The 19,430-nt window shown below is 68.0% G+C and carries 18 protein-coding genes; 12 read left to right on the forward strand and 6 right to left on the reverse strand.

Annotation, left to right across the window (positions count from 1 at the left end):
- Nucleotides 1–17 precede the first annotated feature (17 nt).
- Nucleotides 18–482: a SufE family protein gene (locus tag ACZ9BC_RS15435; protein WP_476246701.1), complete on the forward strand. Its 465-nt coding sequence runs from the start codon at nt 18–20 to the stop codon at nt 480–482.
- Nucleotides 483–487: 5 nt separating this feature from the next.
- Nucleotides 488–1,000 carry a Cys-tRNA(Pro) deacylase gene (gene ybaK, locus ACZ9BC_RS15440; RefSeq protein WP_476246702.1) on the forward strand — a complete coding sequence of 171 codons (513 nt, stop codon included), beginning with the start codon at nt 488–490 and terminating at the stop codon, nt 998–1,000.
- A gap of 77 nt (nt 1,001–1,077) precedes the next feature.
- Here ybaK and ACZ9BC_RS15445 read toward each other — a convergent pair whose 3' ends face one another.
- Complete coding sequence (locus ACZ9BC_RS15445) at nt 1,078–2,367, reverse strand: alpha/beta hydrolase family protein (RefSeq protein WP_476246703.1); 1,290 nt, start codon at nt 2,365–2,367, stop codon at nt 1,078–1,080.
- A 114-nt stretch (nt 2,368–2,481) separates the two neighbouring features.
- On the opposite strand from ACZ9BC_RS15445, the gene ACZ9BC_RS15450 reads away from it, so the two are divergent.
- The 9 genes from ACZ9BC_RS15450 to ACZ9BC_RS15490 all read left to right on the forward strand — a co-directional run bounded on the left by ACZ9BC_RS15450 (nt 2,482) and on the right by ACZ9BC_RS15490 (nt 12,624).
- On the forward strand, nt 2,482–2,973 hold the full coding sequence (locus tag ACZ9BC_RS15450) for a hypothetical protein (RefSeq protein ID WP_079597089.1): 492 nt from the start codon (nt 2,482–2,484) through the stop codon (nt 2,971–2,973).
- Between the two features lie 14 nt (nt 2,974–2,987).
- Nucleotides 2,988–3,512 (forward strand): peptide-methionine (R)-S-oxide reductase MsrB, encoded by a 525-nt coding sequence (msrB, locus tag ACZ9BC_RS15455; protein WP_476246704.1) that lies wholly within the window; start codon nt 2,988–2,990, stop codon nt 3,510–3,512.
- Between the two features lie 145 nt (nt 3,513–3,657).
- Entirely contained in the window at nt 3,658–5,025 is a 1,368-nt protein-coding gene (locus ACZ9BC_RS15460) for a DUF6421 family protein (RefSeq protein ID WP_476246705.1), read from the forward strand.
- On the forward strand, nt 5,022–5,759 hold the full coding sequence (locus ACZ9BC_RS15465) for an SDR family oxidoreductase (protein WP_476246706.1): 738 nt from the start codon (nt 5,022–5,024) through the stop codon (nt 5,757–5,759). The genes ACZ9BC_RS15460 and ACZ9BC_RS15465 overlap by 4 nt, the downstream gene beginning before the upstream one ends.
- A 58-nt stretch (nt 5,760–5,817) precedes the next feature.
- Nucleotides 5,818–6,915 carry a threonine aldolase family protein gene (locus ACZ9BC_RS15470; protein WP_476246818.1) on the forward strand — a complete coding sequence of 366 codons (1,098 nt, stop codon included), beginning with the start codon at nt 5,818–5,820 and terminating at the stop codon, nt 6,913–6,915.
- A gap of 55 nt (nt 6,916–6,970) precedes the next feature.
- Nucleotides 6,971–7,621 (forward strand): DUF3000 domain-containing protein, encoded by a 651-nt coding sequence (locus ACZ9BC_RS15475; RefSeq protein ID WP_476246707.1) that lies wholly within the window; start codon nt 6,971–6,973, stop codon nt 7,619–7,621.
- 55 nt (nt 7,622–7,676) lie between these two features.
- Nucleotides 7,677–9,014 carry an HRDC domain-containing protein gene (locus ACZ9BC_RS15480; RefSeq protein ID WP_476246708.1) on the forward strand — a complete coding sequence of 446 codons (1,338 nt, stop codon included), beginning with the start codon at nt 7,677–7,679 and terminating at the stop codon, nt 9,012–9,014.
- A 164-nt stretch (nt 9,015–9,178) separates the two neighbouring features.
- A complete protein-coding gene (locus ACZ9BC_RS15485; RefSeq protein ID WP_476246709.1) occupies nt 9,179–10,447 on the forward strand; it encodes a thiolase family protein in 1,269 nt (422 codons plus the stop codon).
- Entirely contained in the window at nt 10,444–12,624 is a 2,181-nt protein-coding gene (locus ACZ9BC_RS15490; protein ID WP_476246710.1) for a 3-hydroxyacyl-CoA dehydrogenase NAD-binding domain-containing protein, read from the forward strand. Before ACZ9BC_RS15485 ends, ACZ9BC_RS15490 begins: the two co-directional genes overlap by 4 nt.
- A gap of 10 nt (nt 12,625–12,634) precedes the next feature.
- Here ACZ9BC_RS15490 and ACZ9BC_RS15495 read toward each other — a convergent pair whose 3' ends face one another.
- The 3 genes from ACZ9BC_RS15495 to ACZ9BC_RS15505 are packed head-to-tail and all read right to left on the reverse strand — an operon-like array spanning nt 12,635 to nt 15,794.
- Entirely contained in the window at nt 12,635–14,188 is a 1,554-nt protein-coding gene (locus ACZ9BC_RS15495) for an ABC transporter ATP-binding protein (RefSeq protein ID WP_476246711.1), read from the reverse strand.
- 2 nt (nt 14,189–14,190) lie between these two features.
- Complete coding sequence (locus tag ACZ9BC_RS15500; RefSeq protein WP_476246712.1) at nt 14,191–14,934, reverse strand: energy-coupling factor transporter transmembrane component T; 744 nt, start codon at nt 14,932–14,934, stop codon at nt 14,191–14,193.
- A 17-nt stretch (nt 14,935–14,951) separates the two neighbouring features.
- Nucleotides 14,952–15,794, reverse strand: a complete 843-nt coding sequence (locus ACZ9BC_RS15505; RefSeq protein WP_476246713.1) for an ECF transporter S component — start codon at nt 15,792–15,794, stop codon at nt 14,952–14,954.
- 190 nt (nt 15,795–15,984) lie between these two features.
- Between ACZ9BC_RS15505 and ACZ9BC_RS15510 the strand changes: the two genes are divergently transcribed.
- Nucleotides 15,985–17,409, forward strand: coding sequence for a mycothione reductase (locus tag ACZ9BC_RS15510; protein WP_476246714.1), 1,425 nt, complete (start codon nt 15,985–15,987; stop codon nt 17,407–17,409).
- Between the two features lie 5 nt (nt 17,410–17,414).
- Here the strand turns inward: ACZ9BC_RS15510 and ACZ9BC_RS15515 are convergent, their stop codons facing one another.
- Nucleotides 17,415–18,440, reverse strand: a complete 1,026-nt coding sequence (locus ACZ9BC_RS15515; RefSeq protein WP_476246715.1) for a nucleoside hydrolase — start codon at nt 18,438–18,440, stop codon at nt 17,415–17,417.
- A gap of 6 nt (nt 18,441–18,446) precedes the next feature.
- The gene (locus ACZ9BC_RS15520; RefSeq protein ID WP_476246716.1) at nt 18,447–19,424 is read right to left on the reverse strand and encodes an aldo/keto reductase; all 978 of its coding nucleotides are present in this window, start codon (nt 19,422–19,424) and stop codon (nt 18,447–18,449) included.
- Nucleotides 19,425–19,430: the final 6 nt, after the last annotated feature.

Below are 19,430 nucleotides of genomic sequence, written 5' to 3' on the forward strand. Positions count from 1 at the left end.
CGCGTAGAATTGCACTGATGACTACTCAAGCCCTGCCTTCCGCCCTGGCGGCGATCGTGGACGACTTCCAGGCCCTGACCGAACCCGAGAGGCTCCAGCTGCTGCTGGAATTCTCGGAGGGACTGCCCGAGCTTCCGGACCGGCTCAAGGACCACCCTGAGCTGCTGGAGCAGGTTGTGGAGTGCCAGTCCCCGCTGTTCCTCACCATCGAGACGGAGAAGAACGACGACGGCCCGGCAGCTGCCGCCGTGCGGCTGTTCTTCAAGGCCCCGCCCGAGGCCCCCACCACGCGCGGTTTCGCCGGCGTGCTGCATGAGGGCCTGGACGGGCTGACGCCCGGTGAGATCCTGTCAGTGCCGGACGACATGCCCGAACTGCTCGGCCTCACCCGGGCCATCACGCCGCTCCGGATGCGGGGCATGACGGCAATGCTCGGGCGGATCAAACGCAAGGTAGCCGCCACGTCCGGCGTGCGCGCCTAGAGGGCATGGCACGCAAAAGCACCGCACAGGGAACTCCGGCCACAGCGGCACTGACCGCAGCCGGGGTTCCCTTTGTGCTGCACCCCTACACCCATGATCCGTCCGCTGCCAGCTACGGCGCGGAGGCTGCGGAAGTCCTCGGCATCGACCCCGCCAGGGTCTTCAAAACCCTGATGGTGGAGGTCGAGGGCAAGCTGGCGATAGGCATCGTGCCCGTCAGCGGAACCCTCGACCTCAAGGCCTTCGCCGCCGCGTTGGGTTCCAAGAAGGCTGCCATGGCGGATCCCGCGGCTGCCCAGCGGCGGACCGGCTACGTCCTCGGCGGCATCTCTCCGTTGGGCCAGCGGCTCCCCTCCCCTGCCGTGCTGGATTCCAGTGCGCTGGCGCTGGGTACCCTGCTGGTCTCGGGAGGCAGACGCGGCCTGGACATCGAGCTCGCGCCCGCCGACCTGGTGCGGCTGACCGACGCCGTGACAGCGCCCATCAGCTCGCTGGCGCAGGGCCACGGGCACGAGTGAGCGAAGAGCAGGCCCTGTCCGGCGGCAACGCTTCGCCTGAGAACGTCAGCAGCGCGCTCCTCAGCTGACTGCGTCCCCTACTGGGCAGGGCGCGGGGACGCGGCGGCATTCGCCGCACCGGGGTTCAGCCGCGGGGCCAGCTGTTGCCGCAGCCACGCCTTCACCAGCCTCTCCCACCGCTCCGGATCAACGTTCCACTCTTTCGTGTGCCGCGCACGGCTGAAGGTCTCGAACGTGACCATCTCCGGGTTCCGTTCGGCCAGCAGGGCTGACGGTTTGTACGGCACGTACTCGTCGTCCACGCTGTGCAGGATCAGCGTGGGAGTCCGCAGCTCCACGGCGCGCGACACCCAGTCCATCGCTTTGAGGTCAACGGGGGCGGCGAGGCCGGTGAGCCGGCGGCCGAGCGGGTGCCCCAGCATCAGCTGCCCGTAGCGGCCCACCAGCGACGGGATGCGGTTCAGCTGTGCGTGGTGGGCCAGGACGTTCACCCAGTCGATCACCGGCGCATCGAGCACCATGGCGCGGATCAGGTGGCGGTAACGGGACAGATCGGCGGTCTGGAGACAGATGGCGCCTCCCATCGACCAGCCGAACAGCACGATCTCCTCGGCTCCCTTGCCCAGCGCAAACTCGATGGCAGCCTCGACATCCCGCCACTCGGTGGAACCCAGGCCATACCGGCCATCGTCCGCCGACGGCGCCAGCCCGTCGTTCCGGTAGGACACCACCAGGCTGGTGAGTCCAAGCTCCAGCGCCGGCCCCACCGCGCGCAGCGCCTCCTGCCGGGTGGCGCCGCGCCCGTGCACCATCACCGCCCAGGTCCGGGCGGTACCTCCGGCGCGTACCAGCCAGGCCGGCGCTTCGCCGCGGTCCACCGGGATCATTACGTCCTCTGCAGGAATTCCGACGGCGGCCGGGTCCGGGTAGGTGGCACCGCTCCACCAACCCCAGCGCGCCGAGGAGAGGTCACCGGAATAGACGGCCTCCACCTCGCGCAGGACCGTCCTTTCAGCGGGCGAATAGGAGACGATGCGGCCGATGCGCGCGTGCCCCTTGCCGCCGTCGAAAAAGAATCCGTAAACCCCCTCCATCGTGGTGTCGTCAGTGGCTGCCAGGATCACCTGCTGCTGCTGGCCGTCCCGGATGACGGCCAGCACTTCCTGGTCGGCCGTCCTCTGCCGGGACGGCGTGATGACACGGCGCGCAAAGTAGACGGCTAGCGCAGACGAACCCGTGGCGAGGAGCCCGGCCAGGGAAACCCCGCCAATGGCCCCGCCGATGGCCCACTTGGCCCCCAGGGACATTCCGCCGTCCTCGGGGGTGCGGACAACAGGGGCAGGGCTGGTGCGCTGGAAAAGAGCCATGGCACTATTCTTACCGCCTCTAAACGGAAGCCCACATTCCGCACCGCGGTGGGCGGCCTTGAACGGAGCCCAGGATTGAGTGCGGTGCCCCATGCACAGGGCTAGGCTAAGGCCATGAGTGATCCCATCGTCATCCTGACCGAAGAACCCCTGGGGGCGGACGACCGCCTGAACATAGAACGGCTCGTGGACGGATCGGATTCCAGCCTGCTGGTGCTGGTGCCGGCAAACACCGAGCGGCACCTGCTGGTGGACTTCCTGGAGAACCTGTCCATGCTGGACATCGCCAAAGCCTTCCGCGAGCTCACGTCCCACACTCCGGACCCCACCACCGAGCGGGCGCAGGCATCGGAAACCCTTGCCGTGTCGCTGGCTGCGCTGGAAGGACTGGGCAGCGGCGTCACGGGCGAAGTTGTGGACGGCGGCGCGGTCAACGGGCTGGTATCCAGGGTCCGCGAAACGGGCGCCTCACAGGCAGTGGTGATCACCCGGCCGCACGCCGTGGCCGATACCTTCCATACCGACTGGGCCAACAAAGCCCAGGACCAGCTGGGCCTCCCCGTACTGCACCTGTACGCGGGCTCGGGATTTATCGGCGACTCCTAAGCGTTGGCATTCCTATGAGCATCTTCGACAACAGCATTTTCGGTAACAAAGCCACCAACGCGGTGGCAGATCCAACGGCGGCACCGGGTGAGCCCGCCACAGGGAAGGCCACCGTCCAGAAAAGCGACGCCGAGTGGCGGGAAGAACTCACCCCCGAGGAGTACCACGTCCTGCGCCAGGCCGGTACCGAGCGCCCCTACACGGGAGAGTACTGGGATACCCACACCGCGGGGGTCTACCAGTGCCGGGCCTGCGGGGCGGAACTGTTCACCAGCAACGAGAAATTTGATTCGCATTGCGGCTGGCCGTCGTTCTGGGCTCCTCTGGCTGAAGGCACCGTCCGATACATCCATGACCGCACGCTGGGCATGCAGCGCGTGGAGGTCCGTTGCGCCACCTGCGATTCCCATTTGGGCCACGTGTTTGAAGGCGAGGGCTACGGCACCCCCACCGACCAGCGCTACTGCATCAACTCCGTGTCCCTGAAACTGGTTTCGAACGAAAAGCCGCAGGTCAGCGACGGTAACCCGGGGATCTGATTCCCCAGCGCCGGTCATGTCTCGCCCGGTCCATCCCGTTCATTAGCCACAGCATTTCTTAGGCTAGGCTGCTTTCCAGATTAGTCCTGCTGGTTGCTTGCTACGCTCGGCAATAGTTAGCAAGCAACCAGAAAGGCAGCCGACGATGACTGAAACCCTGACCGCCGCCGTCACCGGGATTTCCGCAAACAACCAGGACTGGCTCCGGGTTAAGGCAGCAGCCACCGCCCTCCAGGCCCTCCAGGTCCAGGACGGGTCCATCCCGGACACTGCCGCGCACAGTGAAGCCTCCGCCCACACCAAGGTGATCATTGACGCCGTCAGTGCACTCTCCCCTGCCTTCCCGCACGACTCCGCGTACCTGGACGCCGTCTGCGCAGACTTTTCCGCCTGGGCAGCCGGTGGGTTCGGTGTTCCCGACTTCCTCTCCTCCCTGCTCGCCTTCCAGCCGCAGGAGCAGCGCCGGGACGGACTGCAGCACCTGGTGGTCTTTCCCATGTACACCCAGAACGGCAGCAGCAGCCGCCTGGTGGAGGCAGTCCTGATCGAGGTCATCTGGCCCGAGTTCATCGCCGGCCTGGAAGGCGGCGACTACTCGAACAAGCTGTTCGTCCCCATCCGCTTCCTTGACTTCACTGCCGGTTATGACACCAACTCGGCGGTCCTCTTCCCCGAAACCGTCGCCGTGCGCGAAACCCCCACGTTCACCTGGGGTGCCATCTTCGCCGACCGCGAGGCGGCCCGCTTCCGCCGCGTGCTCAAGGCCGCCGCCGAAACCACCTGCCTGGAACTGCCGGCGGGTGCTGCGGAGATGCTGGCCGACCAGGACCTCACGGAAGCCACCTTCGTGATGTGGGACCTCATCCACGACCGCACGCACATGCGCGGCGACCTGCCGTTTGATCCCTTTATGATCAAGCAGCGCATGCCGTTCTTCCTGTACTCCCTGGAGGAACTGCGCTGCGACCTCACCGCCTTCCGGGAGTCCGTCCGCATTGAGAAGGACGACGACGCCGACCCGGAGGCACGCAGGCACGCCAAGCTGGTGCAGTACGCCATCATCTTCGACCGGATCTTCCGTTTCGCCATCACCGGAAGCCGTGTCCGGAACTACGACGGCCTGGGCGGACAGCTCCTCTTTGCCTGGCTCCACCAGCAGCATGTCCTGCACTGGACCGACACCCGGCTCACCATCGACTGGGACGAAGTGGCCGACGCCGTCATTGCACTCGGGGCAAAGATCGATGACCTGTACTGGCGTTCCATCGACCGGCCCAAGACAGCGCACTGGCTCGCCGCGTACGAGCTGGTCTCGGAAACCGTCACCCCCCACCCGGCGTCCGTCTGGGCGAAGGGTCCGGCTGCGCTTCCTCTGTCCGGCGCCCCGCGCGGCCTGACGGACCAGGTGCTGGATGATGAATTCCCGCTGTCCATGTTCTACGAGGCATTGGAGAAGAAAATGCGCCCGGTCATCGAATCCACCGCCGGAATCACAGGCAGTTCCGCCCTATGAGCGGGCCGCAGGGCCCGGAACCGCTGAAACTTACCGTCCTGGTGACGGGCGGCAGCGGAGCCTCCGGGGTGGCAGTGGCCTGCGCGCTGCGGGACGCCGGGCACCGGGTGGTCACCGTGGGGTCCGACCAGGCGCGGATTGGGGCTGCTGCGCGCGAGGCGGGCGACGGCGTCACACCCCTCGTGTGCGACCTCGCCAGGTTCGACGACGTGCGGCAGCTGCGGAACGAAGCCTCCGCCGTTGCCGGGCCCGTGGACGGCGTCATCCACCTGGTGGGCGGCTGGCGGGGAGCGAAAGGCATCCCGGACCAGTCGGACGAGGACTGGGACTTCCTTCACCAGGGCGCCGTCACCACGCTGCGCAACGTCTCCCGGGTCTTCTTCGACGACATCGCCGCCTCCCGCCACGGCAGGTTCGCCATAGTGTCTTCCACCGCTCTCGACAAGCCAGCGGCGGCAGTGGCCAGCTACGTCGCCGCTAAGGCGGCCGCCGAAGCGTGGACCATGGCCATGGCGGACGGCTTCCGCAAGGCAGCAACGGCCGACGGCGGCGGGCGGGCTGCCGCCGTCGTGCTGGTAGTGAAGGCCCTGGTGGACGATGCACTGCGCCGCAGCCATCCCGAAAGGTCCTTTCCCGGGGCGACGGACGTCAAGGACCTGGCCACCACCGTCGTGGGACTCTTCAACTCCCCGGCGGACGACGTCAACGGCACCCGGCTCCGGCTGGCGCCGTAAGCGGACCATGACTGTACGGCGCATCCAAGGTACATAAACTGAAAGCGTGAGCAAAGGCATGACAACAACAGCAGAAACAGCGGCCGCGTGGCGGCTGCACGACCCCACCGTGCGGGGCTTCGCGTCGGACAACTACTCCGGCGTCCACCCCGAGGTCCTGGCCGCACTCGCCGCCGCCAACGACGGCCACCAGGTCTCCTACGGGGAGGACGACTACACCGCCCGGCTGCACGAGCTGATGGTGGAGCATTTCGGGCCGGACATCGAGTGCTTTCCCGTGTTCAACGGGACCGGCGCCAACGTGCTGTCCCTGCAGTCGCTGCTCCCCCGCTGGGGTGCCGTGGTGTGCGCCTCCACCGCCCACATCAACATGGATGAGAACGGCGCCCCGGAACGCATCGGCGGCATCAAGCTGCTGCACGTCCCCACCCCGGACGGCAAGCTCACGCCCGAGCTCATCGACCGGGAGGCCTGGGGCTGGGGCGACGAGCACCGCGCCCAGCCGCTGGCCGTGTCCATTACGCAGACCACCGAGCTTGGCACCTGCTATACGCCGGAGGAAGTGCGGGCCATCGCCGACCACGTCCACGCCAGGGGCATGAAGCTGCACATGGACGGCGCACGGCTGGCCAACGCCGCAGCGCACCTCCAGGTGCCGCTGCGTGCCTTCACGCGCGACGCCGGCGTGGACATCCTTTCCTTCGGCGGCACCAAGAACGGCCTGCTGTTCGGTGAAGTGGTGGTGGCACTGAACCCGGAGGCAGCCCACGGCCTGGTCTACCTGCGGAAAATGAACATGCAGCTGGCCTCGAAGATGCGGTTCATGTCGGCCCAGTTCATTGCCCTGCTCGAGGGCGACCTCTGGCTGCGGTCCGCATCGCATGCCAACGCCATGGCAGCCCGGCTCCGCGCCGCCGTCGACACCATCGACGGCGTCCAGCCAACGCAAAAAACCGAATCCAACGGCGTCTTCGCCATCCTGCCCCCGGGCGTGGCAGACAAGCTGCGCACCTCCTTCCGCTTCTACGACTGGAACGAGGCAGCCGGTGAAGTGCGCTGGATGTGTTCCTTCGACACCACCGAGGAGGATATCGATGCCTTCGCCGCAGCGATCCGCCATGAACTCCGCGATCACCGGAACGGGCAGTCCGGCTAAGCCGCCGGCGGCGAGCCTTCCCGCCCCGCCCCTTCCCGTTGCGTAACCTGCGAAGGTGAACGCACTTGACCAGGTTCCCCCGGACTTTCTCCACGCGTTGGGAACCCTCAGGAAAGCCCAGTGCCGCAAGGAACTCCGCCTCGCGGAGATCCCCGCGCCGGCACGCCTGGCACCCTTCGCCGTCGCGCTGGGTGCGGAAGTCATGGCACCGGGCACCGGAACCGCCACTCCCCTGCACGGCCCCGCCGCGATGGCCCTCGCCTCCGCGGCGGGAACAGGGGACAACGACGACGAAACGGAGCTGGCTACCGGCCGTTTCATCCTGCTCCATGACCCCGACGGCTCGGCAGTCTGGGACGGCGAGTTCCGGATTGTCACGTACATCCGGGCCGAACTGGAGCCGGAAATGGGCAACGACGAGATGCTCGGAACAGTCGCCTGGACCTGGCTGGTCGAAGCGCTGGAGAACCACAAGGCGCAGTACCGGGCAGCCGGCGGAACTGCCACCCGGGTCCTCTCCGAGAGCTTCGGCACCCTTGCGGAACGGCCCGGCTCCATCGACATAGAGCTCCGCGCCTCGTGGACCCCGGCATCCCCGGACGTCACGGCGCACCTCGAGGCCTGGTCCGACATGGTGTGTACTTTCGCCGGCCTGCCTCCGCTTCCGGACGGCGTGACACCCCTGCCGCACCGGCGGCGGAACTAGGCATGGCGCTGCCGCCACCTGTCCGCCGCCTGCCGGCCGGTAAACTGGGGGCATCATGACCCCTAATATTCCGGAAAACACCACGGCCGGCGTTCCGGCTGCTGATACCGCACCCCACATCACGGTGGAAGGCTTCGACAGCCCCATCCCCGAAATCATCGAACTTGCCGCGCCCCGGGACGGCGTCCCGCTGGTCATCGAAACGCAGGCCGGCCTCGAGCGCTGCGCCGCCGCCATCGCCGCCGGAACAGGCCCGGCAGGAGTCGACGCCGAACGCGCTTCCGGATTCCGGTACGGACAGCGGGCGTTCCTGGTCCAGATCCGCCGCGAAGGGGCCGGGACCTGGCTCATCGACCCCGAACCCTTCGAGAACCTGGACATCATCAACGATGCCCTCCGCGGCGTCGAATGGATCCTGCACGCCGCCAGCCAGGACCTGCCCTGCCTCTCAGAGCTCGGCATGTGGCCGGACAAACTCTTCGACACCGAACTGGCCGCCCGCCTGGCCGGACTGCCCCGGGTTGGCCTGGCCGCGGTGATCGAACAGCTGCTGGGATTCGGCCTCGCCAAGGAGCACTCGGCCGCCGACTGGTCCACCCGGCCCCTTCCCGAGCCGTGGCTGCGCTACGCGGCCCTCGACGTCGAGGTCCTTACCGAACTGCGCGAAGAACTCGTGGAACTTCTCGAGGCGGACGGAAAACTCGACTACGCCGAGCAGGAATTTGCCGCCATCCTCGCAGCGGGCGTGGCCCCGCCCCGGGTCGACCCCTGGCGGAAGACCTCCGGCCTGCACCAGATCAGGGACCGCCGGCAGCTTGCCGCCGTCCGGGAACTGTGGCTGGAGCGCGATTCGCTGGCGCAGAAAAGGGACGTGGCACCGGGCCGGCTGATCCCGGATTCCGCCCTGGTGGCAGCGGCCAAGGCCATGCCCGCCACGGTGCCCCAACTGCTGGGCACCAAGGGATTCCACGGCCGGGCTGCCCAGCGGGAAGCCCCGCGTTGGCTGCGCTGCATCGCCACCGCCCGCGACCTGGAAGAACTTCCGCCGCTGCACCTTGCCACCAACGCCCCGCCGCCGCCGCGCGTCTGGGCAGACCGGGACCCCGAAGCCGCCGCCCGGCTGGCCACCGCCCGGCCCCTGCTGCAGGAGAAAGCCGACCAGCTGAACCTGCCGCTGGAAAACTTGCTGACCCCCGATTACCTGCGGCGCGTGGCATGGCGTCCCCCGGCCGAAATCAGCGAAGCATCGGTGGCCGCTGAACTGCGAACCCTGGGGGCACGCGAGTGGCAGGTGGAACTTGCGGCACCGCTGATCACCCACGCTTTCCTCAACCCGCAGCCCCTGCCGCCCAAGGAGCCCAAGCCGGCTGCGGCCGTAACGGCGGAACAGTAGCCCCTCCCGCTATTTCGGCTCGGCGCTGGCCGTCCCCTGCGGAAGGGACTGACACTCCTCTTGCGAGCTAAGTTACTGACGAGTAACATCGGGTTCACTGCCGTCATGATGCTGCCGTACTCCGGCATGCACTCCGGCGCCTACGTCTCGATGAGGAGTTAAACGTGAGCCACCACGGAAGCGGCGCATCCCAGCGCACTGTCCGCGACATCGTCTTTGTTGACGGCGTCCGAACACCATTTGGCCGGGCCGGCGAGAAGGGGATCTACGCCGGAACCCGGGCCGATGACCTGATCGTGAAATGCATCCGCGAACTGCTTCGCCGGAACCCGTCCCTGCCGCCGGAGCGCGTGGATGAAGTGGCCATCGCCGCCACCACCCAGACCGGTGACCAGGGCCTCACGCTTGGCAGGACTGCGGCCCTGCTGGCCGGCCTGCCACGTACCGTCCCCGGGTTCGCCATTGACCGGATGTGCGCGGGTGCCATGACTGCCGTGACGTCGACTGCCGGAGGCATTGGCTTCGGCGCCTACGACGTTGTCATTGCCGGCGGGGTGGAGCACATGGGCAACCACCCAATGGGCTCCGGCGCCGATCCCAACCCCCGATTCATGTCGGAGCGGCTGGTTGACCCGGCGGCACTGAACATGGGCAACACTGCCGAGAACCTGCACGACCGCTTCCCGGCCATCACCAAGCAACGGGCCGATACCTACGCCGTCGCGTCCCAGGCCAAACTTGCCGCCGCTTACGGAAAAGGCCTGATCCAGCCGGACCTGGTTCCGGTGGCTGCCCGGAAGCCGGGTGAGGGGTGGACTGTCCACAGCGTTGACGAACCGCCGCGGCCCGGCACCACCATGGCGGACCTGGACGCCCTGCGGACACCTTTCCGCCCGCACGGCCGGGTCACCGCCGGCAACTCCGCCGGCCTGAATGACGGCGCAACTGCTGCGGTGTTGGCCTCCGCAGACGCCGCTGCGGAGCTCGGACTGCCCGTGAAGATGCGCCTGGTCAGCTATGCCTACGCCGGTGTGGAGCCCGAGGTGATGGGCATCGGCCCCGTTCCGGCCACCGAGAAGGCACTGGACAACGCGGGGATCACCATCGGGGACATCGGCCTGTTCGAAATCAACGAAGCCTTCGCCGTGCAGGTCCTCAGCTTCCTGGACCACTTCGGCATTGCCGACGACGATCCGCGCGTCAACCGCTACGGCGGCGCGATCGCCGTCGGGCATCCCCTTGCTTCCTCAGGCGTCCGGTTGATGACCCAGCTCGCCCGCCAGTTCGAGGAAGATCCCAGTGTCCGCTACGGGATCACAGCCATGTGTGTGGGCCTGGGCATGGGCGGCACCGTAATCTGGGAAAACCCCCACCATCCCGACTACAGCGGAACCACATCCGCAGCGTCGGCAACTGAAGGAGCCACGGCATGAGCGCCGCAGATTTCATCGAGTTCGCCGCCCTGTTCCCCGACGAAACCGTCACCCACGCGCTCGTCCGGGACGTCGAACTGCCGGCCGCCGCCGGCAGGCCAAGCCCGGGAACCTTCGCCCTCATCACCCTCGACAACGGCCTGGACCACTCCAAACCCACCACGCTGGGACCCAAGACCCTCGTGGAACTCGGCAAGGTGCTCGAAGGCCTCCGGGAGCGGGCCGCCCGCGGCGAGATCGTCGGCGTCGGCGTGACAGGGAAGCCCTACTACCTGGTGGCGGGCGCAGACCTTTCAGCGGTGAAGGCACTCGAGAAGCCGGAACACGGGCTGTGGATGGCGCAGCTGGGGCACGACGTCTACCGCACGCTCGCCAACCTGGGGGTTCCCAGCTTCGCGTTCATCAACGGCGCAGCCCTGGGCGGCGGGCTGGAAATCGCCCTGCAGTCCACCTATCGCACTGTCTCTACGGGCGCGGGCGCCCTGGCACTGCCGGAAGCCTTCCTTGGCCTGGTGCCCGGCTGGGGCGGGGTCTACATCCTGCCGCGCCTGATCGGCCCGGAAAACGCCGTGAAGGTGATGATCGAAAACCCGCTCAGCAACAACCGGACGCTGACCGGACCCCAGGCCTTCGACCTCGGCGTCGCGGACGCAATCTTCGAGCCGGCGGACTTCCTGGAGCAGTCCCTGGCATGGGCCGCGGAAGTCATCTCCGGCCACGTTGTTCCGGAACGTGCCAACGCCGTCGACCCCGCCGCCCAGGATACAAACGCAGAGGATACCGCAGCCAGGTGGGCTGCGGCAGTGGCAGCAGGACGCCGGTTCGTGGAGGCCAAGACCTCACACGCCGCACCCGCCCCGGGGAAGGTCCTTGACCTCCTGGAGGCCAACCGCACCATGACCCAGGCGGAATCGGCAGAGCTGGAATGCGAAACCCTTGCAGAACTTATGCAGACCGACGAGTTCCGCGCCACGGTCTACGCCTTCCTTGACCTCGTCCAAAAACGCTCCAAGCGCCCCGCCGGTGCGCCTGACCGCAACCTGGCCCGTCCGGTCACCAAGGTGGGCGTGGTGGGCGCCGGCCTGATGGCCAGCCAGCTGGCGCTGCTCTTCGCCCGCCAGCTCAAGGTCCCCGTGGTGATGACGGACATCGACCAGGGCCGCGTGGACAAGGGAGTGGGCTACGTCCACGCCGAAGTGGACAAGCTCCTGGGCAAACAGCGGATCAGCCCCGACGCCGCCAACCGCACCAAAGCACTGGTGACGGGATCCGTGTCCAAGGACGTGTTCGCCGACGCCGACTTCGTCATCGAAGCCGTCTTCGAAGAACTGAACGTCAAGAAGCAGGTGTTCGCCGAGCTGGAAGCCATCGTCACCCCTGACTGCATCCTGGCCACCAACACCTCCTCGCTGTCCGTGACCGCCATGGCCGAGGACCTTCAGCATCCGGAACGGCTGGTGGGGTTCCACTTCTTCAACCCCGTGGCCGTGATGCCGCTGCTGGAGATCGTCAGGGCACCGCGCACCGATGACGCCGTCCTCGCCACCGCCTTTGAACTGGCCAAAGCGCTCAAGAAGACCGGGGTACTGGTCAAGGATGCGCCCGCGTTTGTGGTCAACCGCATCCTGCTGCGGCTGATGGGCGAAGTCACCGCTGCCTTCGACGAGGGCACCCCGGCAGACGTGGCGGACAATGCCCTGCGGCCCATGGGCCTGCCGATGACCCCCTTCACGCTGCTGGCCATGGTGGGGCTGCCGGTGGCCCAGCACGTCCAGGAATCGCTCAACGCCGCTTTCGGCGACCGCTTCCCGGTGTCCGCCAACCTGCAGAAACTCATCGACAACGGTGTGAAGGCCCTCTGGGAAACCGCCCCGGACGGCACGCATGAAATCCCGCAGTCCACGCTGTCACTGATGTCCTTCGGCACCAACCCCTCCACCGGCGAAGAGGTCCTGCGCCGTACCCAGGACGCCCTGGCCCAGGAGATCGGACTGATGCTGGACGAGGGCGTTGTTGCAGGCCCCGAAGACATCGACCTCTGCATGATCCTCGGCGCGGGCTGGCCGATGTTCCTCGGCGGCATCACCCCCTATCTGGACCGGGTGGGCGCCTCCGAACGCGTCAACGGCAAGCCCTTCCTCCCGCCGGGCAGGGCGTCCCGCCCCGCCGCGGGATAACCGGACCGGTTCAGGCTTCCGCCAGCCGGCAGGCGTCGAGCGCAACGGTGCGGTGCGCCGCCGATCGTGCGTAACCCCGGTCATGGGTGACCAGCACGACGGCGGCGCCCTCCGCCGCCGCGGACCGGACTGCCGCGTCCAGGACGGCAAGCCCATCGCCGTCGAGGGCGACGGTCGGCTCATCCAGCGCGAGGACGGCGGGTTTGCGGGCCAGAACTGTTGCCAGGGCCAGCAGCCGCTGGCGGGACGCGGGCAGCTCCGCGGGGTGTTCGCGGGCTGCCGCTGATAGACCGACAGCCGCCAAAGCCGCCGCGGCCCGTTCCCCTGCCTCATCCTGCCCAAACAACCGGTCCAGGCCGAACCGGACCTCCCGCAGGACGGTGCGTTCGAACAGCTGCTCGCGCGGGTGCTGGAACAGCAGGCCCACCGCGGCTGCCGTGGAACCGACCGGTCTTCCGGCAATGTCCTCCCCCTGCACCAGGACGGTTCCGGTGGTGGGCCTCAGCAGGCCGTTGAAGTGCCTCAGAAGCGTTGATTTTCCCGCACCATTAGGCCCGGTGACGGCCACGATCTCGCCGGGATGGACGGCAAGGTCGATTCCCTGCAGCACCGTAGAACGGATGTCAGCGATATGGGAGCCCTGACGGCGTTGCCACGGGAAGCCCTGCCTGGCGGGACGGACGTCCTGCCGGTACCCGAAAGAAACCCCGCGGAGCTCCAGGGCCGGGGCGGTATGTCCGGCATGGCGGGGAACCGGCGCAGCGCCGCCCGTCCGGCGCTCGTCGTGGATACGCCGGATACCCGCCAACACCGCGGGTGACCCTGCCTCCAGCGCGGCGGGCGTTCCGCTTGCCGTGACCGTGCCGTCCGCCAGGACCATCCAGTGATCGGCTTCCCGGACCAGTCCGTCCATCACTTGGCTAAGGATGACGACGGCGGTGCCGGTCTTCACGAGGCCCCGCACCAGGTCACCCAATTCTCGGGCGCCCGCAGCGTCAAGGGAGGCGAAGGGCTCGTCCATGATGAGCACCGGCGGGCGGGTAATGATGGCACAGCCTATCGCGAGGCGGCGAAGCTGGCCGCCGGACAGCCGGGCCGGATGCCGCCCCAGCAGGTTGCGAAGTCCCAGCAGCCCCGCCGTCTGCTCAACGGCTGCCACCATGGCGGTACGGTCCATGGCGGAGCTTTCGAGGCCGAACGCGAGTTCCTCCGCCACGGTGGCCCGGACCGTGGACAGGACGGCACCAGCATCCTGGGGAACAAAGCCCACCTGCCGGCCCCACTGCGCGGGGTCAATCCGGGGGTCGACGGCGCTGCCGTTGAACTGAAGCCGGGTGCCGGTGAGCTCCAGGAACCCGGTGAGGTTCCCGCCGGGTCCCGGGGGCAGCCAACCGGCAAGGAGCCTTCCCAAGGTTGTTTTGCCGCTTCCGGAGGTGCCCAGGACGGCCGTTAGGGTCCCGGGGACGACGGCGACGTCCACGCCCTGAAGGACCGGCCCGCCGCCGTCGTGGAAGGTGAAGTCCCGGATGCCGGCCGCCATAACCGGCTCTGCGGAATACGGCATGCCTAGCCTCCGACCCCGGCCGGCCATAACCGCCAAGCGACGGCAACCGCAGCCGCCCCGACCAGGAGCATGCGCAGGAGGCGCTGGATAACGGAGTCGGGGACCTCCCGGTAGCTGGTGCGCGGCCCTGGACTGCTGAAACCGCGGGCTTCCAGGGCCGCGGCGCGGGTTCCGGCGTCCTCCACCAGGGAGAGAACCAGCGGGATGGCCTGCAGCCGGAACGCCGCCACTTTATGCAGCAGCCCGCGCCGGATGACCAGCCCACGGGACTCCTGGGCCTGCCGGATCCGTCCCGCCTGCGCAGTAATGGCGGGCAGCAGGGTCAGGGTGGAGGCCAGCACAAAGCCGAACCTGCCGTGGACGCCGCGCGACGACAACGCGGCCACCAGGTCCGGAACGTTGACGCTGAAGGAAAACACCAGCAGGGCCAGGACGGCGGCTGACAGTTGGGCCGCCCGTTCCCCGGCGAAGGCCAGGCCTTCGGCGGTTACCCGGGCCGGGCCGATCTGGGCCAGGACCGTCCGGCCCTCGGGAAAGGACAGCCCGTGCACGATCAGCAGGGACAGGCCCAGCGGCACCAGCACGGCCGCGGCCGCAGGCACCAGCCGCCGGGCGGTGCCACCGGCAGCTGACAGGCCCAGTGCACCCGCGCCCACGGCGAGGGAAACGGGCCAACATGCTGCCGCCGTCGTGATAACCGCCGTGCTGCCGGCAAAGGCCAGGGAGGTCAGCGGGTGGAGGCGCATGGGCTGGTGGTTCCTGTTCAGGAGGTCTGTGCGGAGCCCTGCGCTGCTGCCGGTTCCTTCGTGGTTCCGGCCAGGACGCGGTGCCTGCGGACGAACGCGAACTGCAGCCGGGCCCGCCGCGGCAGCGCATGGACCAGGACTGCCACGACTGTGAAGACGATGGCCTTGTCCATGGGGTCGGAGATGAGCGCCTGCTTGGTGATGGCTGCCAGGAGGGTGTCCCCCATGGACCGGAAGGCGCTGACGATCGCGCCGGTGGCCACGCCGGACGTGCCGCCGAAGACGAAGGCTGCCACCGGGGCGGACACCACACCGCCGATGATGCCGGTGGCGAACCCGGCTACGGGGGCCAGGTAGAAACGGCGGAACAGTCCGTAGCGCGCGGCCAGGCCGGCGAGGCAGCCGATCAGGGCGGCGCCGGCGGCGAACGGCAGCACGGTGGGATTGAAGAAGGACCAGACGATGCTGCTGAGTGCTCCGGTGGCGGCACCCGCTGCGGGTCCTGCCAGCACTGCGATCAGGACCGTGCCGATCGCGTCAAGGTAGAACGGGACCAGGGTGCTGCCCACGAACTGGCCGAGCACGATGTTCAGGACAAGTGCTACCGGGATCAGCACGAGGGTGGAGGCAGGCAGCGTGGGCAGGACCGCCACGATGAGCAGGATGGCACCCACGAGGAAACCTGAAAGGGCGATCAGGGCCGAGGCGCTGCCGGGTCCGCCGGTGATGTCCGCGGGCTGGTTCAGGACCAGGTAGATGTAGGTCCCGGCAATGGCCAGGGCGCCAAAGATTTCCAGCAGCCGGCGCCGGCGGGCAGCAGCGGGCGCCGGGGACGGCAACGTCAGGGAGGGCGATGACATGGGGTTCCTTCAGGGTGCTGGCATGGGAGCCCGGAGATCCCGGGCCGAACGGAACGCCACCTATGTCACCTCGGTGGCAGCCGCCGGATTCTGCAAACGACATACTGCAACCGGCGGGCCGCGGACCATTCTACCGGGACGTTGTGGGGCACGGCTGCTGCCGGGCCGACGGTGCCCTAGACTGCCCCTTATGCCCCACTACGACCTGGCCATCATCGGCTCCGGCTCCGGCAATTCACTGATCACCCCCTTCTGGGACGGCAAGCGCGTTGCGTTGATCGACGGCGGGGTGTTCGGCGGCACGTGCCTGAATGTGGGCTGCATCCCCACCAAGATGTTTGTGTACCCGTCGGCGCTGGCGGCAGTGCCCGCCGAGGCCGGCCGCCTCGGCGTTGACCTGACCCTGGACAAGGTGCACTGGAACGGCATCCGGGACAGGATTTATGGCCGGATAGATCGGATATCCCAAGCCGGCCGGCGGTACCGGGCGGATGAATTGGACCACGTGGACCTGTATGAGGAGTACGCCCGCTTTACGGGACCACGCACGCTCCGCACCGCCTCCGGCGTGGACATCACGGCTGACCAGGTAGTGGTGGCGGCGGGCTCGCGTGCCGTCCTTCCGGACGTGCCGGGAACCGGCCTGCCCCAGGTCCATACGTCCGATACCGTCATGCGCATCAACGGGGCGCCGGAGAAAGTGGTGGTGATTGGCGGCGGGTACATCGCTGCGGAATTCGCTGCCGTTTTCCACGGTTTCGGCTCGGACGTGACCCAGGTGAACCGGTCCGGGCGCCTGCTGCGCGGCAACGACTCTGAGATTTCGCGGCGTTTCGCCGTGGCAGCGGCAAGCCGTTGGAAGCTGGAGCTTGGCTACCACCTGCAGTCCGTGGAGGACAGCGGCGACGGCCGGGCCACCGCCGTGTTTTCGGACGACGGCGGCCGCAGCCTGAGCGTGGCGGCGGACATTGTCCTGATGGCTACGGGCCGGGTGCCCAACACGGACCGGCTGGACGTGGAGGCCGCAGGCTTCGACCTGGACGACGACGGCACGCTGGCTGTCGATGAGAACCTCCGGATTCTTTCGGGCGGGCGCCCGCTGGAGGGAGTGTACGCGCTGGGCGACGTCACGAACTCCTACCAGCTCAAGCATGTGGCCAACCGGGAAGCCCGGGTGGTGGCGCACAACCTGGAGCACCCGGGCAGGTTGCGGCCCATGGATTACACCGCGGTCCCTGCGGCGGTTTTCTCGAATCCCCAGGTGGCCTCGGTCGGCCTGACGGAGGATGAGGCCCGGGCCCAGGCTGCACCGGGGACGGAGATCGTCACGGCAATCCAGGAGTACGGGTCCACGGCGTACGGCTGGGCCATGGAGGACGAGGAAGGCGTGGTCAAGCTCATCGCGGAGCGCGGTACGGGCCGCCTCCTCGGAGCGCACATCCTGGGCCACGAAGCATCAATGCTCATCCAGCCGCTGGTCCAGGCGATGGCCACGTCAGTGCCGGTGCACCAGCTGGCGCGGGGTCCCTTCTGGATCCACCCTGCCCTGATGGAAGTGGTGGAGAACGCCCTGCTGGCGCTGGATGTGGACCTGCCGGAGGATGCCCCGCTGTAGGTTGCTCAACCCACCCGGGCCGCGAGGCTTCCGACCGCGGACACCAGTTCGCGAAAGGCCTGCGCCGGGTTGTTGCCGGACACCACCCGGGCGTTTGGCGGGAGGCCCCACAGCCCCCGGAAATCGGCCACGGTGGTTCCGACCAGCAGTGGGGACGCCGTTTCGACGTCCACCGTTGCCGGCCGGGCGCTGTATTCCAGGGTGCCGGCCGCCACCCCGGCGGCGAAGAAGTCGTGGACGTGGGCCAGGTAGCCCTGGTCGTACAGCCGGTGGAACTCGAAATAGAAGCGCAGGGCATCGGACAGGTGCCTGACCAGCGCATTGTCCGAGGTACTGCGCTGCCCCTCAGGCTGGTCCGGGAACACGAGCTCGGGGACCGCGGCCCCCGCCGCTTCCGCCAGTTGCCGAACGTGCTCCGGGTGCATCTCCATCCGCTCCGTGGTGTCCAGCGAACAAACGATGGGCAGCTTGTCGAAGGGCCGGCCCCGGTAGGCGGCATAGACCTCCTTGGCCGCATGGGGGTCCACGTGGGTGTTCCATTCCGCGGTGGGAGTGGTGTTGCCCTGCTGATAGAAGCAGCCACCCATGATCACGACTTTGGCCAGCAGGTCAGGCAGTGCCGGCTCCTTGCGGAGTGCCAGGGCGAAGTTGGTCAGCGGCGCCGTGATCAATGCCGTGAGCTCCTCCGGCCGGGACCGGGCATGTTCGATCCAGAGGTCCACCGCGTCCCGCTCCGATACCTGACCTGAAGGTTCCGGCAGGACGGCGTGGCCTATCCCCTGGGGCCCGTGCGTTTCAGGTGTTGTCAGCAGCGGTATGGACAGCGGACGGCGGGCGCCGATGGCCACTTCCACGCCGGGCCGGCCGCACAGTTCCAGCAGGGCCAGGGTGTTGCGTGCCACCTGGTCGGCATCGACGTTTCCCGGTGTTGCCGTGACCGACACGAACTCAGTGTCCGGAAGTGCGGCGAGGTAGGCCAGCGCCAGGGCGTCGTCGATGCCGGTGTCGACGTCGAGGAGGTAGGCGGTCACGGCGGCCTAGAAGAGCGCGATCTTGGGCGCCGCGGGGAAGATGCCGTCCAGCTCGGCGAGGTCAGCGTCGGAGGGCACCCAGTCTGCCGCTGCGGCGTTTTGCCGGACCTGCTCAGGCCTGGTGGCACCGGCAATGACGCTGGCCACGGACTTTTGGGCCGCCAGCCAGGAAAATGCGACCTCGATTTCGGTCAGGCCGCGCTGCTTGGCGAACCGGCTGAACGCGCCCAGCTGTTCCCAGTCGGCGTCGTGCACCATGTTCGTGCGGGTATGGCTGAGCCGGGACCCCTCCGGTGCGTGGCCGGGCTCGTACTTGCCCGTCAGCAGCCCGTTGGCCAGCGGGAAGTACGGCAGGACCCCCAGCCCGAATTCCTCTGCTGCGGGAGTCACCTCGAGTTCCGCGCGCCGGTCCAGGAGGTTGTAATGGTTTTGGGTGGAGATGAAGCGGGCTCCACCCAGCTGCCGCGCCACGTACTCGGCCTGCGCGATCTGCCACCCGGCCCGGTTGGAGTGGCCGATGTAGCGGACTTTTCCGCTGCTGACGAGCGCGTCGAGCGCGGCGAGGGTCTCCTCGATGGGCGTCAGCGGGTCCGGTGTGTGGAACTGGTACAGGTCGATCCAGTCCGTGCCCAGCCGGCGCAGGGAGGCTTCCACCGCCTGGATGATGTAGCGCCGTGATCCGCGGGCGCCGAAGTCGAGGCCGCTGGCACCCTTCATGTCCATGCCAAATTTGGTCGCCAGGACCACGTCCGCGCGCCGGTTGCCCAGGGCCTTTCCCAGCATGGTTTCGCTCAGCCCGGGTTCGCGGCCGTACGTGTCAGCGACGTCAAACAGGGTGATACCGGAATCAAGGGCCGCGGAGACCACGGCGTACGTGGCTTCCTGGGTCTCGGTGGCGGTGTTGGCGCGGCCCAGGTTGTTGCAACCCAGGCCGACGGTGGACACGGTCAGGCCTGACTTCCCAACGCGGCGGTAGGTGGTCAAGGACGC

This window comes from Pseudarthrobacter sp. TE3704 (assembly GCF_056279405.1).